Below are 14,717 nucleotides of genomic sequence, written 5' to 3'. Positions count from 1 at the left end.
CACCAGGCGTGTTGATTCAGTCATTCAAGCGCTTCTGAAAAAAGAAGTGCTTATACCCCGGCGGGTAGTCGGCAATGTGCCCGATCTCGCTATAGCCGCATTTCTTGTAGAACTCCGGTGCCTGGAATTCGAACGTGTCGAGCCACAGCCCGATGCATTTCCTCTCCCGCGCCAGGTCTTCGGCCATTTGCATCAGCTTCGTACCCATGCCCTGTCCCCGCGCCTGCTCCGGCACCGACAACAGGTCGATGAACAACCACTGGTAGAACAACCGGGCGTACAGCCCGCCGAGGATTTCGTCATTGTCATCGCGCACCAGCAGGGCTATGTGCTCGGGCACGGCACCACCGGCCTTCGAGGCGTTATAGGCGCGCAGTGGCAGCAGGATGGCTTGGCGTTCTTCTTCCGTGGGGTTTGGCGACAGCTCGATACGCAGGGTCATGGCTATGTCCTTATGGCAGTGAAGCCGCAGACTATATTGGTCGTAGCGATTGATCTATCCCCGGCACCCATGGAACCGTCGCCCGCGCGCAGATGTCTAGCCTCAGAGCGCGTCATTCCAGAACGCCGCCCATGAGGACACGCCGTGAATATTTTCGAAGCCTTGCGCGAAAGCCACGAACGCCAACGTACCTATGCCAAAGCGTTGATTCGCACCAGCGGCGACACCCCGCAACGGGTCGAAGCCTACAAACAGCTCAAGTCCGAACTCCAGGCCCATGAAACCGCTGAAGAGCGGCATTTCTACATCCCGTTGATGGAATTCGACAATGGCGTCGACCTCAGCCGCCATGCGATCGCCGAACACCATGAAATGGATGAAATGATGGAGGCGCTGGACGAGACCGAAATGTCCAGCCCGGCCTGGCTGGCCACCGCGAAGAAGCTGGCCGAGAAGGTCCATCACCACCTCGAAGAGGAAGAGCAGAAGTTCTTCCAGATGGCCGGCAAGTTGCTCGACGACAAACAGAAAGAGTCCCTGGCTGGTGCCTATGTGAAGGAATACAAGGCTCAGCTCGTTTGAGGGATCAAACGCCGGGCTTTTTCACCTAAGATGCGCAATCTCGAAAACACAGGATGCGTTGTCATGTCGAACACAGCCGAGCGGGTCAATATCCTCGATTCACAGGTGTTGTCCCACGACTGGTATCTGTTGCGGAAAATCACCTTCGATTATCAACGCAACAACGGCGAGTGGCAGCGCCAGACCCGCGAGGTCTACGACCGTGGCAATGGCGCGGCGATTTTGCTGTACAACCGCGAAAAGAAAACCGTGGTCCTGACCCGGCAATTCCGCTTGCCGGTGTTCGTCAACGGCCACGACGGTCTGCTGATCGAAGTGGCGGCGGGGCTGTTGGAAGGTGCCGCGCCGCAAGAACGCATTCGTGCCGAAGCGGAGGAAGAGACCGGTTACCGCGTGCATCATGTGCAGCCGGTGTTCGAGGCCTACATGAGCCCGGGCTCGGTGACGGAAAAACTGCACTTTTTCATCGCCGAATACGATGCGACGTCGAAGGTCAGCGAAGGCGGCGGGCTGGAGGAAGAGACCGAAGAACTGGAAGTGCTGGAATGGGCCTTCGATGAAGCGCTAGAGGCGTTTTATCGCGGGGAAATCTGCGATGCCAAGACCATCATGCTGTTGCAGTATGCGGCGATGAAAAACATATTCGCGGCTTAAGCCGTCCCCCTTCTGTGGCGAGCGAGCTTGCCCGCGTCGGGCTGCGAAGCGGCCCCGAAAATCTCAGTGCCTGGCGAATATTTGCCAGCGCTACGCACCGGAGCGGGAGCAACCTCCGTCGCCACAGAGACGTTGTTTACCCAAACAGGTCGGCGGTCATTCCGTTGCTTGGCCATTGTCCACCTTCCAGCGTGAGCAACAACGCCTTCGCCTCCAGCCCCCCGGCAAACCCCGTCAGCTTCCCCGACGCACCAATCACCCGATGGCACGGCGCGACAATCGAAATCGGGTTCTTGCCATTCGCCGCACCCACCGCCCGGACTGCACTCGGGCTGCCGATCTGCTCGGCAATCTGGCGGTAGCTGCGGGTCTCGCCGAACGGAATGGTCAACAGCGCCGCCCAGACCTTTTTCTGGAATGGCGTGCCGACAAACTCCAGATCCAGCTCGAAATGATGGCGGCTGCCGGCGAAGTATTCGCGCAGTTGTTGCGCCGTGCGCAGCAGAATCGGGTTATCTGGTGCGTCGCTCATGGGCCCGAGCCGTACCCGGCCCGGCTTGTCGTTTTCCCAGAGGATGGCCACCAGTCGCGAGCCGTTCGCCACCAGCTTCAACTCACCGACCGGGGACGCCAGGGTGCTACAGGTGTAAGTCATGCCGAAGGCCACGCCGAATTGTTGAACGGGCGTTAAGGATACTGCCTGGCCGGGGAGGCGCAATACGCAATCGCGACCATACTTGCCTACGGCTCCTGAAGCGTTCCCCTGTTCAATAACAAGAAGAGACCGACTGATGAAGTACGAACCTTTTGCCAAATCGCTGATAGCGACCTCACTGGCACTCAGCTGCCTGATGGCCCATGCCGCCTCCGTAGCCCCGGTCGCGGCCGAAAACGGCATGGTGGTCACTGCCCAGCATCTGGCCAGCCATGTGGGCGTGGATGTGCTCAAGAGCGGTGGCAACGCCGTCGATGCCGCCGTGGCGGTGGGGTATGCGCTGGCGGTGGTCTATCCCGCCGCCGGTAACCTGGGCGGCGGCGGATTCATGACCATTCAACTGGCCGACGGGCGCAAGACCTTCCTCGACTTCCGTGAAAAAGCCCCGCTGGCCGCCACCGCCGACATGTACCTCGACAAAGCGGGCAACGTTGTTCCGGACCTGAGTACTCGCGGCCACCTGGCCGTCGGCGTGCCGGGCACCGTGTCCGGGATGGAACTGGCCCTGAGCAAATACGGCACCAAGCCACGCAAGGAAGTGATCGCCCCGGCGATCAAGCTGGCCGAAGACGGCTTCGTGCTGGAACAGGGTGACGTCGATCTGCTGGACTACGCCACCGACGTGTTCAAGAAGGACATGAAGGATTCCGGATCGATTTTCCTGAGCAACGGCGAGCCGATGCAGGTCGGACAGAAACTGGTGCAGAAAGACCTCGGCAAAACCTTGCGGACCATCTCCGAGAAGGGCGCCGACGGCTTCTATAAAGGCTGGGTCGCCGACGCCATCGTCACCTCCAGCCAGGCCAACAAGGGCATCATCACCCAGGCCGACCTGGACAAATACAAGACCCGCGAACTGGCGCCGATCGAGTGCGACTACCGTGGCTACCACGTGGTCTCGGCCCCGCCACCAAGCTCCGGTGGTGTAGTGATCTGCCAGATCATGAACATCCTCGAAGGCTACCCGATGAAGGATCTGGGCTATCACTCGGCCCAGGGCATGCACTATCAGATCGAAGCGATGCGCCACGCGTACGTTGACCGCAACAGCTACCTCGGCGACCCGGACTTCGTGAAGAACCCGATTGCCCACCTGCTGGACAAGAACTACGCGACCAAACTGCGCGAAGCCATCAATCCGCAAAAGGCCGGTGTGTCCCGCGAACTCAAGCCTGGGGTCGCGCCCCATGAAGGCAACAACACCACCCATTACTCCATCGTCGACAAATGGGGCAACGCGGTGTCGGTGACCTACACCCTCAACGACTGGTTCGGTGCCGGGGTCATGGCCAGTAAAACCGGGGTCATTCTCAACGACGAAATGGACGACTTCACCTCGAAGATCGGTGTGCCGAACATGTATGGCCTGGTCCAGGGTGAAGCCAACGCCATCGCCCCCGGCAAGGCGCCGCTGTCATCCATGAGCCCGACCATCGTCACCAAGGACGGCAAAGTGGTGATGGTGGTCGGCACCCCCGGCGGCAGCCGCATCATCACCGCGACCCTGCTGACCATGCTCAACGTCATCGACTACGGCATGAACATCCAGGAAGCGGTCGATGCGCCACGTTTCCACCAGCAATGGTTGCCGGAGGAAACCAACCTCGAAGCCTTCACCACCAGCCCGGATACGGTGAAGATCCTCGAAAGCTGGGGCCACAAGTTTGCCGGGCCGCAGGACGCCAACCACCTGGCAGCGATTCTTGTCGGCGCGCCATCCCTGGACGGCAAGCCGGTCGGCAAGAACCGCTTCTACGGCGCCAACGATCCACGGCGTAACACCGGGCTGTCGCTGGGTTATTGAGTCTTGTGTTTGGACGGGGACGGACTTATGTTCGTCCCTGTTCCACTGACTTTTCAAGGAAGGAACCATGACTACCGCACTGTTAATCATCGACGTCCAGCAGGCCTTGTGCTCCGGCGAGTATGAGTGCTTTCAGATCAAGCGAGTCATCGACCGCATCAACGGCCTCAGTGCCAAAGCCCGAAACAAAGGGCTCCCCGTGGTGCTGATCCAGCATGAAGAAAAGGGCAGCCCCCTGGCGTATAACGCCGAAGGCTGGCAACTCGCCGAAGGATTGCAAACCGCGCCCCAGGACCTGCGCGTACGCAAGACCACCCCCGATTCGTTCTACCAGACCCACTTGCATGACCAGTTGCAGGAGCTGGACGTCAGCCGCCTGATCATCTGTGGTCTGCAAACCGATTATTGCGTCAACGCCACCGTGCGCCAGGCACTGAAACTGGGTTACGACGTAGTGCTCGCGGCCGATGCCCACTCCACCGTCGACAACGGCAATATGGCCGCAGAAGACATCATTGCCGAACACAACAAGGATCTGGCGCACCTGACCAGCGCGGTCGCGCGGATCGACGTCGTCCCGGCCAACGATATCCGCCCCTGAAACCACCACATTGCCTGTGGGAGCAAGCTCGCTCCCTCAGGTCTTGCGCTAATGCCAATCAGGTCGCCAACACCCGCCGATTGATCTAGGACGCGCCAAAGATGTCGATCAATTCATTCAGGAAGGCACTGACCAGATCACGCTGCCGCGATGAATGCCGCACCGCCGCATGGAAACCCACCTCATAGCGCAGCAACTCGGGGTTGAGCGGGTGCAGTTGCCCCAGTTGTTCATGCCGTGCCGCATAGTGCTGTGGCAGAAAACCCAGGTGTTGGCCCGACAGAATCAGCAGGGCGGCACCGTCCATGCTGTCGGTGAGCACCGTCAGGCGTTCGATGGAGGTGGGTGCCGGCATTTCCGGCAAGGGGTGGCTCGGCCAGACCCAGTCGAAGTGGCTGACATCGTCCCGGGTCAGTGCGCCCACCTGGCTGAATAGCGGATGAGACGGCGCGCAGTAGGCGATCTGGGTTTCCTGGAACAGCGGGAAGTAGTCGATATTGGGCAATCGGTGCCAGAAATAACCGATGGCCAGGTCGATGTGGCTGTTGATGATTTTCTCTTCCAGCAGCGATGACGACAGTTCGGTGAAGTGGAAGTACAACCCTTCGTGCCTGGCCCGCAGGCGCGCAATGGCCAGGCCGATTTTTTTGTTGGCCACCGGGTCGATTTGCCCGAGCAGGCCGATGTTGATGTTGCCCGAGACTTTGCGGTTGATGTGCTGGACTTCAACCCGGAAGCCTTCAGCTGCCGCGAGCAAGCGCCGGGCCGCCTCGACAAACTGGCCGCCCTTGGGCGTCACCGAAAATCCGCCCCGGCCACGTTCGCACAGACGAAATCCGACCCGCGCCTCAAGCGTCGCCAACTGCGCGCTGATGGTCGGTTGCGTGGTGTTGAGGGCGGTTTGCGCCGCCGAAATCCCGCCTGCCTCGACGACGGTGAGAAATACCCGGATCAAGCGCAGATCCAGCTCCGTTACAGTTCCCAGCCTTCGTTGAGCAGTAGATAATAAAATAGCCATGCGAATAATCAATGAGTTAGGTGACGCAAGTCACTACAAAATGTGTTGAGACGGCATTATTTGTTAAATAAACATGAATAGCCATCATTTGAACGTAAAATGTGCGATTTTGGGTGTGATTGAAGTTCCGCAGTTAATACTGTGGTTTCTATTATTTGTTTGATTGGGGATGTGTAAAGGTTTTGATAGGTTGGTGCGTAATAGCCGAACTATGTCACAAAAATGTTTCTGTGATCTACTTAAGATAGGTACATTTTTTAGCGGTATGTCATGACGATCCAGATCGATGCGCGAGTAATAACCTTAATTATTCAATCGCTGTGATCTTCTGGTTTTGTCCAGTGCCAACCACCTTTCCGATGCGTAATCCAATCGTTTGCGAGCTTCGTTTAAGCTGCAGTTGATTTTTTTTGATGGCTTCGTAGTATTTGGTTCGCAAAGAGGGTTGGTAAGTTTACAGATGGGGGTCTTGCAATGATAATACTTTTTACTCATAAGTGTTGATGAGGCTTCAAAATGTTCGGCAATCATATTTCTGGTTTTACAGTGGGAATTTTTATTTATGTCCGCTGCGTACACTAGTTGTCCGATGGTTAACTCGATCTCTCTACAACATTCGCCTCTAACGCAATCGTCGCTGAGAATCCGTTGGGTTTTTATTAAACGATACGCTATTTTTTCAATTTGCGGGTGAGTTGAAATCCATGGGGCAAGGTGTAGTGCTCGAGTTAAACCAGGATATTTGTTCAGTTGAGCCGCTATCATCCGCAAAGCGTGCTCTTGTAATCCGTTCATTGGCTGATAGTTTAATTTTTCCTCATTAGGGGCTCTGGATAACCAAAATTCACTAGCGAGTTGAGCTGCATTCGCAATGCGGGAAAGCTCGGCGATATAGCTTTTCGGTCCAAATGTATCCAATTGCTCAGCATCAAAGAGTTTAGCTCTCTCAATTTTGGTGTTTCGTCGGTCAAACCCGCAGCCACAATGAAATAAGTTAGCATCTGTCCATTGTTTTCGCGCGTTGCAGGCGGGGCATTGAGAGATTATGCAGCACTCATGGATAGGGCAGACGGATAGACCCTTTATATCTTGGAAGATGGAGATTACTTCGGAGCGCAAGCATTCGGGGCAGTAGGTAAAACGTCGTGAAAATTGAACTGGATTAACAGCAATGTCGTCGACAAACCAAGCATGGTATGGATAACCTCCGTAACCATAAATATTATCTTCGAATAGTGGTTCGAGCTCTGGTGCTACGGCAATTAACTCACAAATCAACGGTGATTGCTCCGTTAATAAGTTCAGTGCGCCAGTATGGCATGGGATCTCCAACGCAGCGCACATGCATTTTACCGTGCTATAGCCATTGTAATGCGCGGTTCGCATAAGTATACCCTTGGGGCTTTCCAAAGTTTGTGGTATTCCGACATAGCAAAAAGGCTTAATCATTTTTTTGACCTTTTTGAGTTTTCTTTCAAACAGCTAGTAAGTTGTGCGGCTGTCATTCTGAAATAATTTGGGGTGCAGCAAAATGCTAGGTCGTCGGCGGCTTCCGCGAAGTCACTAATTTTTAGCGTGTGATCCCCCCGAAGTAGAGTTATTTGAAAGCTATCATGCAGAAGATTGCTTAAGTTTCTAAAGTTTCCGCTAGTAGCGAGATAAATTGCCATATAGTGTTTAGGGTCTGTTAAGTGAATGTAATTATCTAATTCGCCTAGCCTGATCATTTCCTTTTGTAAGGCTGATAGAACGCCAAGCAGGATAGATGATGATTTTTTACCTGCCATTGATAATGTTTTTAACCGTGCACGGTAGGGGAATCGATCACTTAGCTCTTGAACTGTATTAATGGTGGACTCAGCGCCAGATGTCCCAGATATTAAAAAAGGAGTACCTGATTTGTTTAGGAGTTTGGTGATCCAACTACACAAGGAGCTCTTGGTCTTGAATTGCCCTTTTTCTGCTACGTGGTGGAAATCATCCAGAATTATCAATTTTACGCCCATTGTGGTTAGTCTCTGTAGGATTAGGGTTTCTAGTGTGGTTATGCTTTGATGGTCGTTGGTAATTCCGCCTAGGGTTTGTGCCATTACCATTGATAAACTTTTTATCGTTGCAGATTCTGGAAGTTCAAAATATACGCAGGCACTTATCGTTTTTTTGCAAGTGGAGTCTCGCGTGGTATAAGGAGGTATAAATTGTTTTTCTATCATTTGGCATAGCCTTGTTTTACCTACGCCAGTTGGGCCAATTAGCATCGCAGAAGATGGATCTTTTCGATTATGGGTGGTGTTGATGCATTTCGATATTAGTCGCATTGCCTCCAGGTAGTCTGGGTAAAGGATCGTGCAGTTAGAAAGTTCTTCAAGCTTTTCATTTATAATTTCTTCATTTAATTCGATTTTCATAGTTTTTCCACTTCAAAGGTAGGCGGAGTGCTATCGTCAAAGGTAGTTATTTGAGTTGTATCTATGTCTGCATGGTTATTTGTTTGGCGAATTTTTGCTTTATCATGTTTGGTTGATTTAGCATCTTTACGTAACTGCTGAACTTTTCCATATTCCTGAGACATGCGCTGACGAAGACGTAGTAATTCGACATTAGCTTCGCTATCGTTAAACTCTCGGCCCTCTGATAAATACTGTTTGTGTAGTAGGTCATGCTCGGTCTTGGTCAGGCCATTTTGATAATCCGGACGAGTTGCATATGCACGCTGAGGGTTACGTGGAGTATCTGGGTGAGCGACCCAAATCTCACCTAAATCAAGTGGATTGTAGTAACATATCGCACGTTGTCCCTTTTTCAGTTTCGACCGAATTTCCGGGAGTCCAGGCCCATGCCAGCTCAAACATAGAAAATGCACTCTCCCTGCGGCGCTTATACTTGATTCTGTAACGGTACGACACAGTATATCGAGATCTTCTGCGGTGAATTTTTCTGGTGGTAGGCGATTTTTCATTGCCCGTTCCCAAGCAACGGCGGGAGGCATATTCAATGTTCGATGTTTGCGTTTATGGTAGATTTTTTCTATCCAATCCTCGACATATTGATTCATATTCTCCGACGTATAAGACGCTTCGCTTTCTGAGTCGTAAAACTCACACTTGGTAGGATTAGACATTGTGGTGCCTGCTTGTTCATGCAGCCACAGTTCGAAGCTTTCAAAAAAACGCTCTATCCGTGCACGAGCATTGGGCGTATAAGGAGGACTTCGCTCAAAAGATATATTGAGCCGATCTAAAAAGTGACGAATCGTCGAGTTGTTGAATTCACTACCATTGTCGCTGTGCAAATAAATGGGTTTACCACGTTGACGTTCTTCCCCACGCACCGCAATCAGTGCTTTCATCAAGGCGCGTATTGTTTTTTCTGCGCATGGATATGTTGGTGATAATTCCCAGCCGATCACGCATCGAGTCTTTATCTCCATTATGACTGTCCAATAGAGGATTTTTCCTAGAATATTTCCCTTTTCATCAACTACAACTATCTTGAGTTGATGGGTATCAATTTCGGCTAAATCTAAAACTTCCTCTGGCTCATGGCTTAGTCTTGTAGAGGAATGATTTTTTTTCACATAATTTTGGCCGTAGCGCGCAGCTTCGCTTGTTTGCGCACATAGTTTTCTTATTCTTCTCTGGATTGTAGATAATGAGGGCGGGCGGAGGAGAAGACTAGAGTTTGGGCTGCGGTGGAGATTAATAAGTGCAACCTGACCGTCGATGAACCTAAATATTGTGATGGGTTTTACTGGTGGTGTCGCATCTCGGTATTGTGTTTCAATCATTTCTCTAATGATCTCTTCAACCTCTGGATCTAAGCATTTTCCACGTGGAGCGAAGCTCTGCTCTTTTAGTAAACAGAAAGGATCACAATTGTGTTGTTTGTAATGCTTTGACCATTTGTATACTGAGTTGTAGCATGGGGTCGAGTTGTCACCTAATTCTAGGCTAACTTTTTCGATTAATTCTTCTGTCGCCTTCTGGGGTAATGGACCGCCGAATTTCTTATGAGCGGCGTCGACATAACGATGCTTCCGCATAGCTTCAATTACTTGTGGGTCATGTGGGTTGAGAAATGCTAACGCTTTGGAACCGGCTCCTGGAGGACGGGTAAATTGCACAATGGTTTGTTTCGATATTTCGGCATTCATTGCATTTATTTTTAACGAGAGAGTCTGTGTCCGCTCCAGGTCTCTTAACGTGACTAATTCTATATCAACATGAATAACTTCCATCACTCTGCCATTCACGATGTATTGGCTTCCAACTGTCGGGTCCTCTGCATTCTTATGCATAAACCAGCGGCCTATCGACTACTAGATCCAATGTCAAACGTTCGGTCAAGTTAGCAATTAAGCCCCCTGTGAAAAGATGGTGGCAGATCATCCCAATGTCCGGTGCGGCGTTGTCCTGTAATAAATCGCCCAGCGTTGTCGGCCATTCACGCTGATCTAGTGTCCCGAGCGCTTAATTCATTAGCTTATTTTTCATCGCACTCAGCTTTGCCATATGTACTGAACTGATGATGGCCTCTGCTGTTTTGTTCCATTTGAACGGCTTTGCCGAATGCTCGTTGTGGGCAGTGATGAATTGGCGGATCGCAGCTTTCAGATCAGTGACGCTGGTGAAGACGCCTCGATACAGCGCCCGTCTCTCTAACTGCGAAAACCAGCCTTCTACGGCGTTCAGCCAAGACGCGCTGGTCGGTGTGAAATGCAGCTTGAAGCGGGGATGCTTTTCCAGCCAGGCCTTGATCGCAGCGGTTTTGTGGGTCGAACTGTTGTCCAGAATCACATGGAGATCCAGGTCAGCAGGCGTGTTGCTATCAATCTGGCGGAGAAAATCCAGGAATTCCTTGGCCCGGTGCCGCTGAGTGATCCGGCCCATCACTTCACCCGTCAGGATGTCGAACGCCGCGTACAAACTCGCCGTGCCATGGCGCTTGTAATCATGGGTTCTCCGCTCAATCTGCCCAGGCCGAAGTTGCAGCATTGGCTGAGTACGATCCAGTGCCTGGATCTGGGTTTTCTCGTCAACCGAAAGCACCATGGCGTTATCTGGAGGGCTCAGATAGAGCCCGACCACATCAATGACTTTTTCGGCGAAGTGCGGGTCATTGCTGATCTTGAAGGACTTCAGGCGGTGCGGCTTGAGATCGGAGGCAGCCCAGATTTGTCGAACCTGCCAAGTGGTAACGCGCGCGTATTTGGCCATCAACCGAACGCTCCAATGCGTTGCTTCCTTGGGAACCCGCTGAGTTGTCAGCGTCAGGATTTCTTTGACCTTTTCAGCACCCAGCTTCAAAGGCTGACCGCTACGCGGCAGGTCGCTCAGGCCCTCAATCCCCGATTCCAGATAGCGTTTTCGCCACTTGAATACCGTCGGAGAGGTGATCTGTAACTGAGCACAGATGGTCAGGGGTGTTACACCCTCAGCGAGCAAAAGGAGTATCCGCGCCCGCTGACCGAGGCTTTGCTCCAAAGTACCCATGCGCAACCAACCTTGAAGAGTGATGACGTCGGCGGGTTGCAGTGCGAAAGGAGCAACTGGTCGAGGCATGCGTGGAACCGTCTGGAAGCGAGGGGCACACAGTATATCTTTATGCGTTAACAAGCGAACTAACCGCTCACGATACTAGATAATGGAAAAAGTATTCTTGTTGTTGTGCGTCGATAGGTCTTAATCGACTGTAAAGGGCTTGCAGGGTATGGAACATGGTGGACCCGATGATGCGTTTTTGGTCGAGGAGCTTGAAATGCCAGCCCTCCTGGTCACACAGCGCATGAAAACTTTCTAACTTTGCTAATCGACTCTCTCTCTGTTTGGAAAAGTCGTATTTGACTTCGGTGAAATAGCTATCGCCGTGTTCAAGCACAACTAGAAAGTCCGGGGTATAGCGATAGCGTTGTCCATTGTCTATCCAAGTAAAGGTATGGGGTTGGGTGTAGTACTTCACTACCCGTGCGTCGTGCTCCAACCAAATGCAATAGGCGGATTCGAGTACCCCGTCGCACTCCATCGAGTACCCATTTTTTAGGGATGGGAAGTTAACAATGAAATTTTGTCGGCGCCTTCGGATTGACTTCTTTGCGGGACCGTCTTCGAGATGCATTTCTTTTGATGTGATAATCATAACTGAGAACTCCCTTAATGTTATGTCGACACTTACTCTTAGTGCTATACAGATCTTTGCTAGAAGGCCGATATTTATCGATTTTTGCATGGTCGCTTGGAGTTGGCTCGGAACTGTTAGTTTCTGTTTGATCTAAGGTTACGTTGCTCATTTGATTTAATCTGTAGTTTAGGTCGAATTTCTAATGTATTTAGATTAGATCGGTATTTTTTTTCGTCAACTAAAAAGCGACAATTGACTTGATGCTAATAAAAACAATTAGTTAGGGGGTTGTTGCTGGTTGGTGTTTACCTTAGTTGGTAAATTTTCCTTTGGGTGTAAACTTTTACCTTTTTTGGTTAATTTTGTATCGTTAGGATGTAAAGGTGGTGAGGGGCTAGAGGCTTGCATTTATCGAGAATCGATTATGATCATGCGTAGATATTCGCATATAGCGTGGGAGCTTTTGTTTAAGTAGTTGAAGGAAATGAACAGGCTGCAAAAAAATTGCAAAAAAGTAACTGGCCGCGCTGGGATTAAAGGAGTCTGAATGGCAGTTCCAAAGCTTAGGCTTCTGAACGATTGAAATGAGGGGGCTCCCATTCTGACGCACTTATCCTGTGATGTGGATTAGGTTTTTCTAATGTGCTTTGTGAGTTCCAAGCGGACGGTTGGGTTTTCGTGAAGAGTCCCGTGCTGCTCCACTCTGATGAAAGTTATTATATTGGCGGTGAAGTTGATTATTTTTTGCGTTCAGCTAATGGGCGGTGGTAAGTGTGCTTGAGTCCTAAAGTTCCGCTGTTGAGTATATTCGCATTAATGAATTAGTAATAATTGGGTTAGGAACATTTTATAGAGAAGTTAACTTTGGTGTGTCATTCGTTACTTGGTTTAAGTTATCGTTTGTTTTTTTTCGCGTTATTTGTTTTTTATTAAGTGGGCGCTGCTCATTGAGTTTTTATGTTTGACTCTTATCTGAACTTTGTCTGGAGCCCGTTGGATATGCTTTTTCTGAGTTGCGACGTGGATAATTTGGAATTCGGTTTGGTGAGAGTGTGCTCCTGAATTTCTCGAAAATTTCTAAATTCAAAGGTGAAGCTAAATTTTTGATTGATTAAATTTCTTAGTTATTAAAAGTTCGAATTAATTAACTTTAATAATTTTATTTTGATCTTTAAGTCAGAATGTCGATCTTTTTTTCGAGTGAAATATCCTGGTTTTTATTGCGTGTATTACGTAGCATGTAATTACACTGTACAAAATTATTACTCCAATGAGTGTTTTCTTTTGATATTGATGCGGGATAATTACATGTTATCCAAGGTGATGACCGTTTATCGGGAAAATAGTCGGGAATTCGGTATCATTTGATTGGTAACCCGCGATTATTCAGGGCGTAAACCCTCGCGCTCATTCGCCTCCATGCGGCTTTACTTATAACCTAGGGTTAACTTTCAAGAAGTTTTGATGCCGATTGGACGTTTAATACTCCAGCATCGGCAGCTGCTTAGTTACATACAATAATACGACACCTTGCAAAAGTATGCCGCTGTCTTTCCGTCGCGCAGTAAATCGGTGGTCGACGGTTGCTGAAGCTGCACGCCCTCACGGCGGTTTCGTGTCGGCTGGAGTGGCCGTTCCTTGTCGTTTAATGCCCGCTTCGAGCTGAAGGGGTAGCCGAATGCGTCATGCGCGGAAGTGGTCGAGCTTGAGCTGGGCCATACCCAAAGGCGGCCTTGGCGGTTAAGTGGCTGAGGAGGGGCCTGGACGGAGCGTCCACGCTGGTGATGGACTTCGACGTGGTCATCCTGGCGCTTGTTGCCGTATGTACGGCCGCGACCCTCTCGCGTGCGTACACAGGATTCCGGTGGTTTCATTGGTCTCCCGCTTGCAGTATGTTGGACCTCGCTGCCGCATTGTTCTAATGACGGCCACCTGATAACGATTGGCCGGACGTGGGTGTACGGTCCTGCTCATCACGGCGTTCCACTCGCGGCGGGTGTCCGAAGATGTCTGATCAGCCTCTGAGATACGGTAGTTACCAATGGTTTGAAGAAACCACAGAGGAGCTTCCGCTCAACGCGAGTGAGGTTGAGGTGCGCCTGGCCATCGCCGAGTTTGTAATTCGGCGGGTGGCCGGAACGCCGGCCGGGGAAGAAATTTTCAATGGGCTGTTACAGCATTTTGAGAATCGATATCCCCAGCACAAACTGCTTTCGCATTATTTGCTCAGCCCTGGCTACTTGGCCCCAGACGCCGAGGACCTTGAGCCAGAGGCGGAAAAAACGACTTTTGGATTTGGCGCACTCGATGAGCGGCTGATCAATAACCTGCGCCATCGCGATGAAAGCCAGGAACCACCCGGCCCGCTGGCTGGGCTAGGGACGGATCTCCCGCCTGGCGACACTCGTCGTCGAAAACCGTAAGTCAGCAGTCCTGACAATGACAAAAGCGGATCGACAGACGATGCCCTCTCGTCTCCGGCTGTGATGAAGGGGGTAAATCACTCCCCCGTTGTGGCGTTTCGTGGGGTACAGCTCGCTTTCGATCTTCACTCCGGCGTCATCATTACCGCGAGGGTCATCTTGATGAATTCTTCATTTCGGTCGATCGCCACCAGGGCGCCGCGTACGTTATCCGCGACTGCACCACGCTGCTCTACCCAGTTTGAAAGTTCTAGGATGACCACTTCCAGGGCCAGTTGGTTTTCATTGAGCTTGGACAACAGGGAAGGCAGCAGGTCTGAAGTGGGTATGGTGTTTCCTCCGTGAAGGGCAAAGCGTAGCA

14 protein-coding genes are annotated in these 14,717 nt (G+C 51.3%); 5 read left to right on the top strand and 9 right to left on the bottom strand.

All coding sequences use genetic code 11. The features are described 5' to 3' along the window. Positions 1 to 16: 16 nt before the first annotated feature. Positions 17 to 442 (bottom strand): GNAT family N-acetyltransferase, encoded by a 426-nt coding sequence (locus ACGJAX_RS25700; RefSeq protein WP_090323457.1) that lies wholly within the window; start codon positions 440 to 442, stop codon positions 17 to 19. A 144-nt stretch (positions 443 to 586) separates the two neighbouring features. Here ACGJAX_RS25700 and ACGJAX_RS25695 point away from each other — a divergent pair, with 144 nt between their 5' ends. Then, positions 587 to 1,024: a hemerythrin domain-containing protein gene (locus ACGJAX_RS25695; RefSeq protein ID WP_090323455.1), complete on the top strand. Its 438-nt coding sequence runs from the start codon at positions 587 to 589 to the stop codon at positions 1,022 to 1,024. A gap of 63 nt (positions 1,025 to 1,087) precedes the next feature. Beyond that, positions 1,088 to 1,678, top strand: a complete 591-nt coding sequence (locus tag ACGJAX_RS25690) for an NUDIX domain-containing protein (RefSeq protein ID WP_090323454.1) — start codon at positions 1,088 to 1,090, stop codon at positions 1,676 to 1,678. Positions 1,679 to 1,814: 136 nt separating this feature from the next. On the opposite strand, the gene ACGJAX_RS25685 is transcribed toward ACGJAX_RS25690, so the two are convergent. Continuing rightward, on the bottom strand, positions 1,815 to 2,333 hold the full coding sequence (locus tag ACGJAX_RS25685) for a methylated-DNA--[protein]-cysteine S-methyltransferase (RefSeq protein WP_090327427.1): 519 nt from the start codon (positions 2,331 to 2,333) through the stop codon (positions 1,815 to 1,817). A 136-nt stretch (positions 2,334 to 2,469) separates the two neighbouring features. Between ACGJAX_RS25685 and ggt the strand changes: the two genes are divergently transcribed. Both ggt and ACGJAX_RS25675 read left to right on the top strand, forming a co-directional pair. Then, positions 2,470 to 4,197, top strand: a complete 1,728-nt coding sequence (gene ggt, locus ACGJAX_RS25680) for a gamma-glutamyltransferase (RefSeq protein WP_090323452.1) — start codon at positions 2,470 to 2,472, stop codon at positions 4,195 to 4,197. Positions 4,198 to 4,264: 67 nt separating this feature from the next. Further along, complete coding sequence (locus tag ACGJAX_RS25675) at positions 4,265 to 4,798, top strand: isochorismatase family protein (protein WP_390956649.1); 534 nt, start codon at positions 4,265 to 4,267, stop codon at positions 4,796 to 4,798. An 85-nt stretch (positions 4,799 to 4,883) separates the two neighbouring features. On the opposite strand, the gene ACGJAX_RS25670 is transcribed toward ACGJAX_RS25675, so the two are convergent. The 6 genes from ACGJAX_RS25670 to ACGJAX_RS25645 form a co-directional block, all read right to left on the bottom strand. Beyond that, complete coding sequence (locus ACGJAX_RS25670; RefSeq protein WP_390956648.1) at positions 4,884 to 5,816, bottom strand: LysR substrate-binding domain-containing protein; 933 nt, start codon at positions 5,814 to 5,816, stop codon at positions 4,884 to 4,886. A 303-nt stretch (positions 5,817 to 6,119) separates the two neighbouring features. Beyond that, positions 6,120 to 7,265: a hypothetical protein gene (locus tag ACGJAX_RS25665; protein WP_390956647.1), complete on the bottom strand. Its 1,146-nt coding sequence runs from the start codon at positions 7,263 to 7,265 to the stop codon at positions 6,120 to 6,122. Continuing rightward, the gene (locus tag ACGJAX_RS25660) at positions 7,262 to 8,224 is read right to left on the bottom strand and encodes a TniB family NTP-binding protein (RefSeq protein WP_390956646.1); all 963 of its coding nucleotides are present in this window, start codon (positions 8,222 to 8,224) and stop codon (positions 7,262 to 7,264) included. The genes ACGJAX_RS25665 and ACGJAX_RS25660 overlap by 4 nt, the downstream gene beginning before the upstream one ends. Beyond that, the gene (locus tag ACGJAX_RS25655; RefSeq protein WP_390956645.1) at positions 8,221 to 10,113 is read right to left on the bottom strand and encodes a DDE-type integrase/transposase/recombinase; all 1,893 of its coding nucleotides are present in this window, start codon (positions 10,111 to 10,113) and stop codon (positions 8,221 to 8,223) included. The genes ACGJAX_RS25660 and ACGJAX_RS25655 overlap by 4 nt, the downstream gene beginning before the upstream one ends. 172 nt (positions 10,114 to 10,285) lie before the next feature. Continuing rightward, positions 10,286 to 11,377 carry an IS630 family transposase gene (locus ACGJAX_RS25650; RefSeq protein WP_390956644.1) on the bottom strand — a complete coding sequence of 364 codons (1,092 nt, stop codon included), beginning with the start codon at positions 11,375 to 11,377 and terminating at the stop codon, positions 10,286 to 10,288. Positions 11,378 to 11,444: 67 nt separating this feature from the next. After that, positions 11,445 to 11,951 carry a TnsA endonuclease N-terminal domain-containing protein gene (locus ACGJAX_RS25645; RefSeq protein ID WP_390956643.1) on the bottom strand — a complete coding sequence of 169 codons (507 nt, stop codon included), beginning with the start codon at positions 11,949 to 11,951 and terminating at the stop codon, positions 11,445 to 11,447. Positions 11,952 to 13,939: 1,988 nt separating this feature from the next. Here ACGJAX_RS25645 and ACGJAX_RS25640 point away from each other — a divergent pair. Beyond that, positions 13,940 to 14,356 (top strand): hypothetical protein, encoded by a 417-nt coding sequence (locus ACGJAX_RS25640; protein WP_390956642.1) that lies wholly within the window; start codon positions 13,940 to 13,942, stop codon positions 14,354 to 14,356. Positions 14,357 to 14,481: 125 nt separating this feature from the next. Here the strand turns inward: ACGJAX_RS25640 and ACGJAX_RS25635 are convergent, their stop codons facing one another. Next, positions 14,482 to 14,685: a hypothetical protein gene (locus ACGJAX_RS25635; RefSeq protein ID WP_390959996.1), complete on the bottom strand. Its 204-nt coding sequence runs from the start codon at positions 14,683 to 14,685 to the stop codon at positions 14,482 to 14,484. Positions 14,686 to 14,717: the final 32 nt, after the last annotated feature.

It is taken from the genome of Pseudomonas moorei, assembly GCF_042846945.1.
GTDB classification, from domain to species: Bacteria; Pseudomonadota; Gammaproteobacteria; order Pseudomonadales; family Pseudomonadaceae; genus Aquipseudomonas; species Aquipseudomonas moorei.
This window is presented reverse-complemented; position numbering and strand designations above follow the sequence as displayed.

Coding starts and splice junctions, on each gene's coding strand:
- ACGJAX_RS25700 (WP_090323457.1), bottom strand. CDS start 442: ATGACCCTGCGTATCGAGCTGTCGCCAAACCCCACGGAAGAAGAACGC.
- ACGJAX_RS25690 (WP_090323454.1), top strand. CDS start 1,088: ATGTCGAACACAGCCGAGCGGGTCAATATCCTCGATTCACAGGTGTTG.
- ACGJAX_RS25685 (WP_090327427.1), bottom strand. CDS start 2,333: ATGACTTACACCTGTAGCACCCTGGCGTCCCCGGTCGGTGAGTTGAAG.
- ggt (WP_090323452.1), top strand. CDS start 2,470: ATGAAGTACGAACCTTTTGCCAAATCGCTGATAGCGACCTCACTGGCA.
- ACGJAX_RS25675 (WP_390956649.1), top strand. CDS start 4,265: ATGACTACCGCACTGTTAATCATCGACGTCCAGCAGGCCTTGTGCTCC.
- ACGJAX_RS25670 (WP_390956648.1), bottom strand. CDS start 5,816: ATGGCTATTTTATTATCTACTGCTCAACGAAGGCTGGGAACTGTAACG.
- ACGJAX_RS25665 (WP_390956647.1), bottom strand. CDS start 7,265: ATGATTAAGCCTTTTTGCTATGTCGGAATACCACAAACTTTGGAAAGC.
- ACGJAX_RS25660 (WP_390956646.1), bottom strand. CDS start 8,224: ATGAAAATCGAATTAAATGAAGAAATTATAAATGAAAAGCTTGAAGAA.
- ACGJAX_RS25655 (WP_390956645.1), bottom strand. CDS start 10,113: ATGCATAAGAATGCAGAGGACCCGACAGTTGGAAGCCAATACATCGTG.
- ACGJAX_RS25650 (WP_390956644.1), bottom strand. CDS start 11,377: ATGCCTCGACCAGTTGCTCCTTTCGCACTGCAACCCGCCGACGTCATC.
- ACGJAX_RS25645 (WP_390956643.1), bottom strand. CDS start 11,951: ATGATTATCACATCAAAAGAAATGCATCTCGAAGACGGTCCCGCAAAG.
- ACGJAX_RS25640 (WP_390956642.1), top strand. CDS start 13,940: ATGTCTGATCAGCCTCTGAGATACGGTAGTTACCAATGGTTTGAAGAA.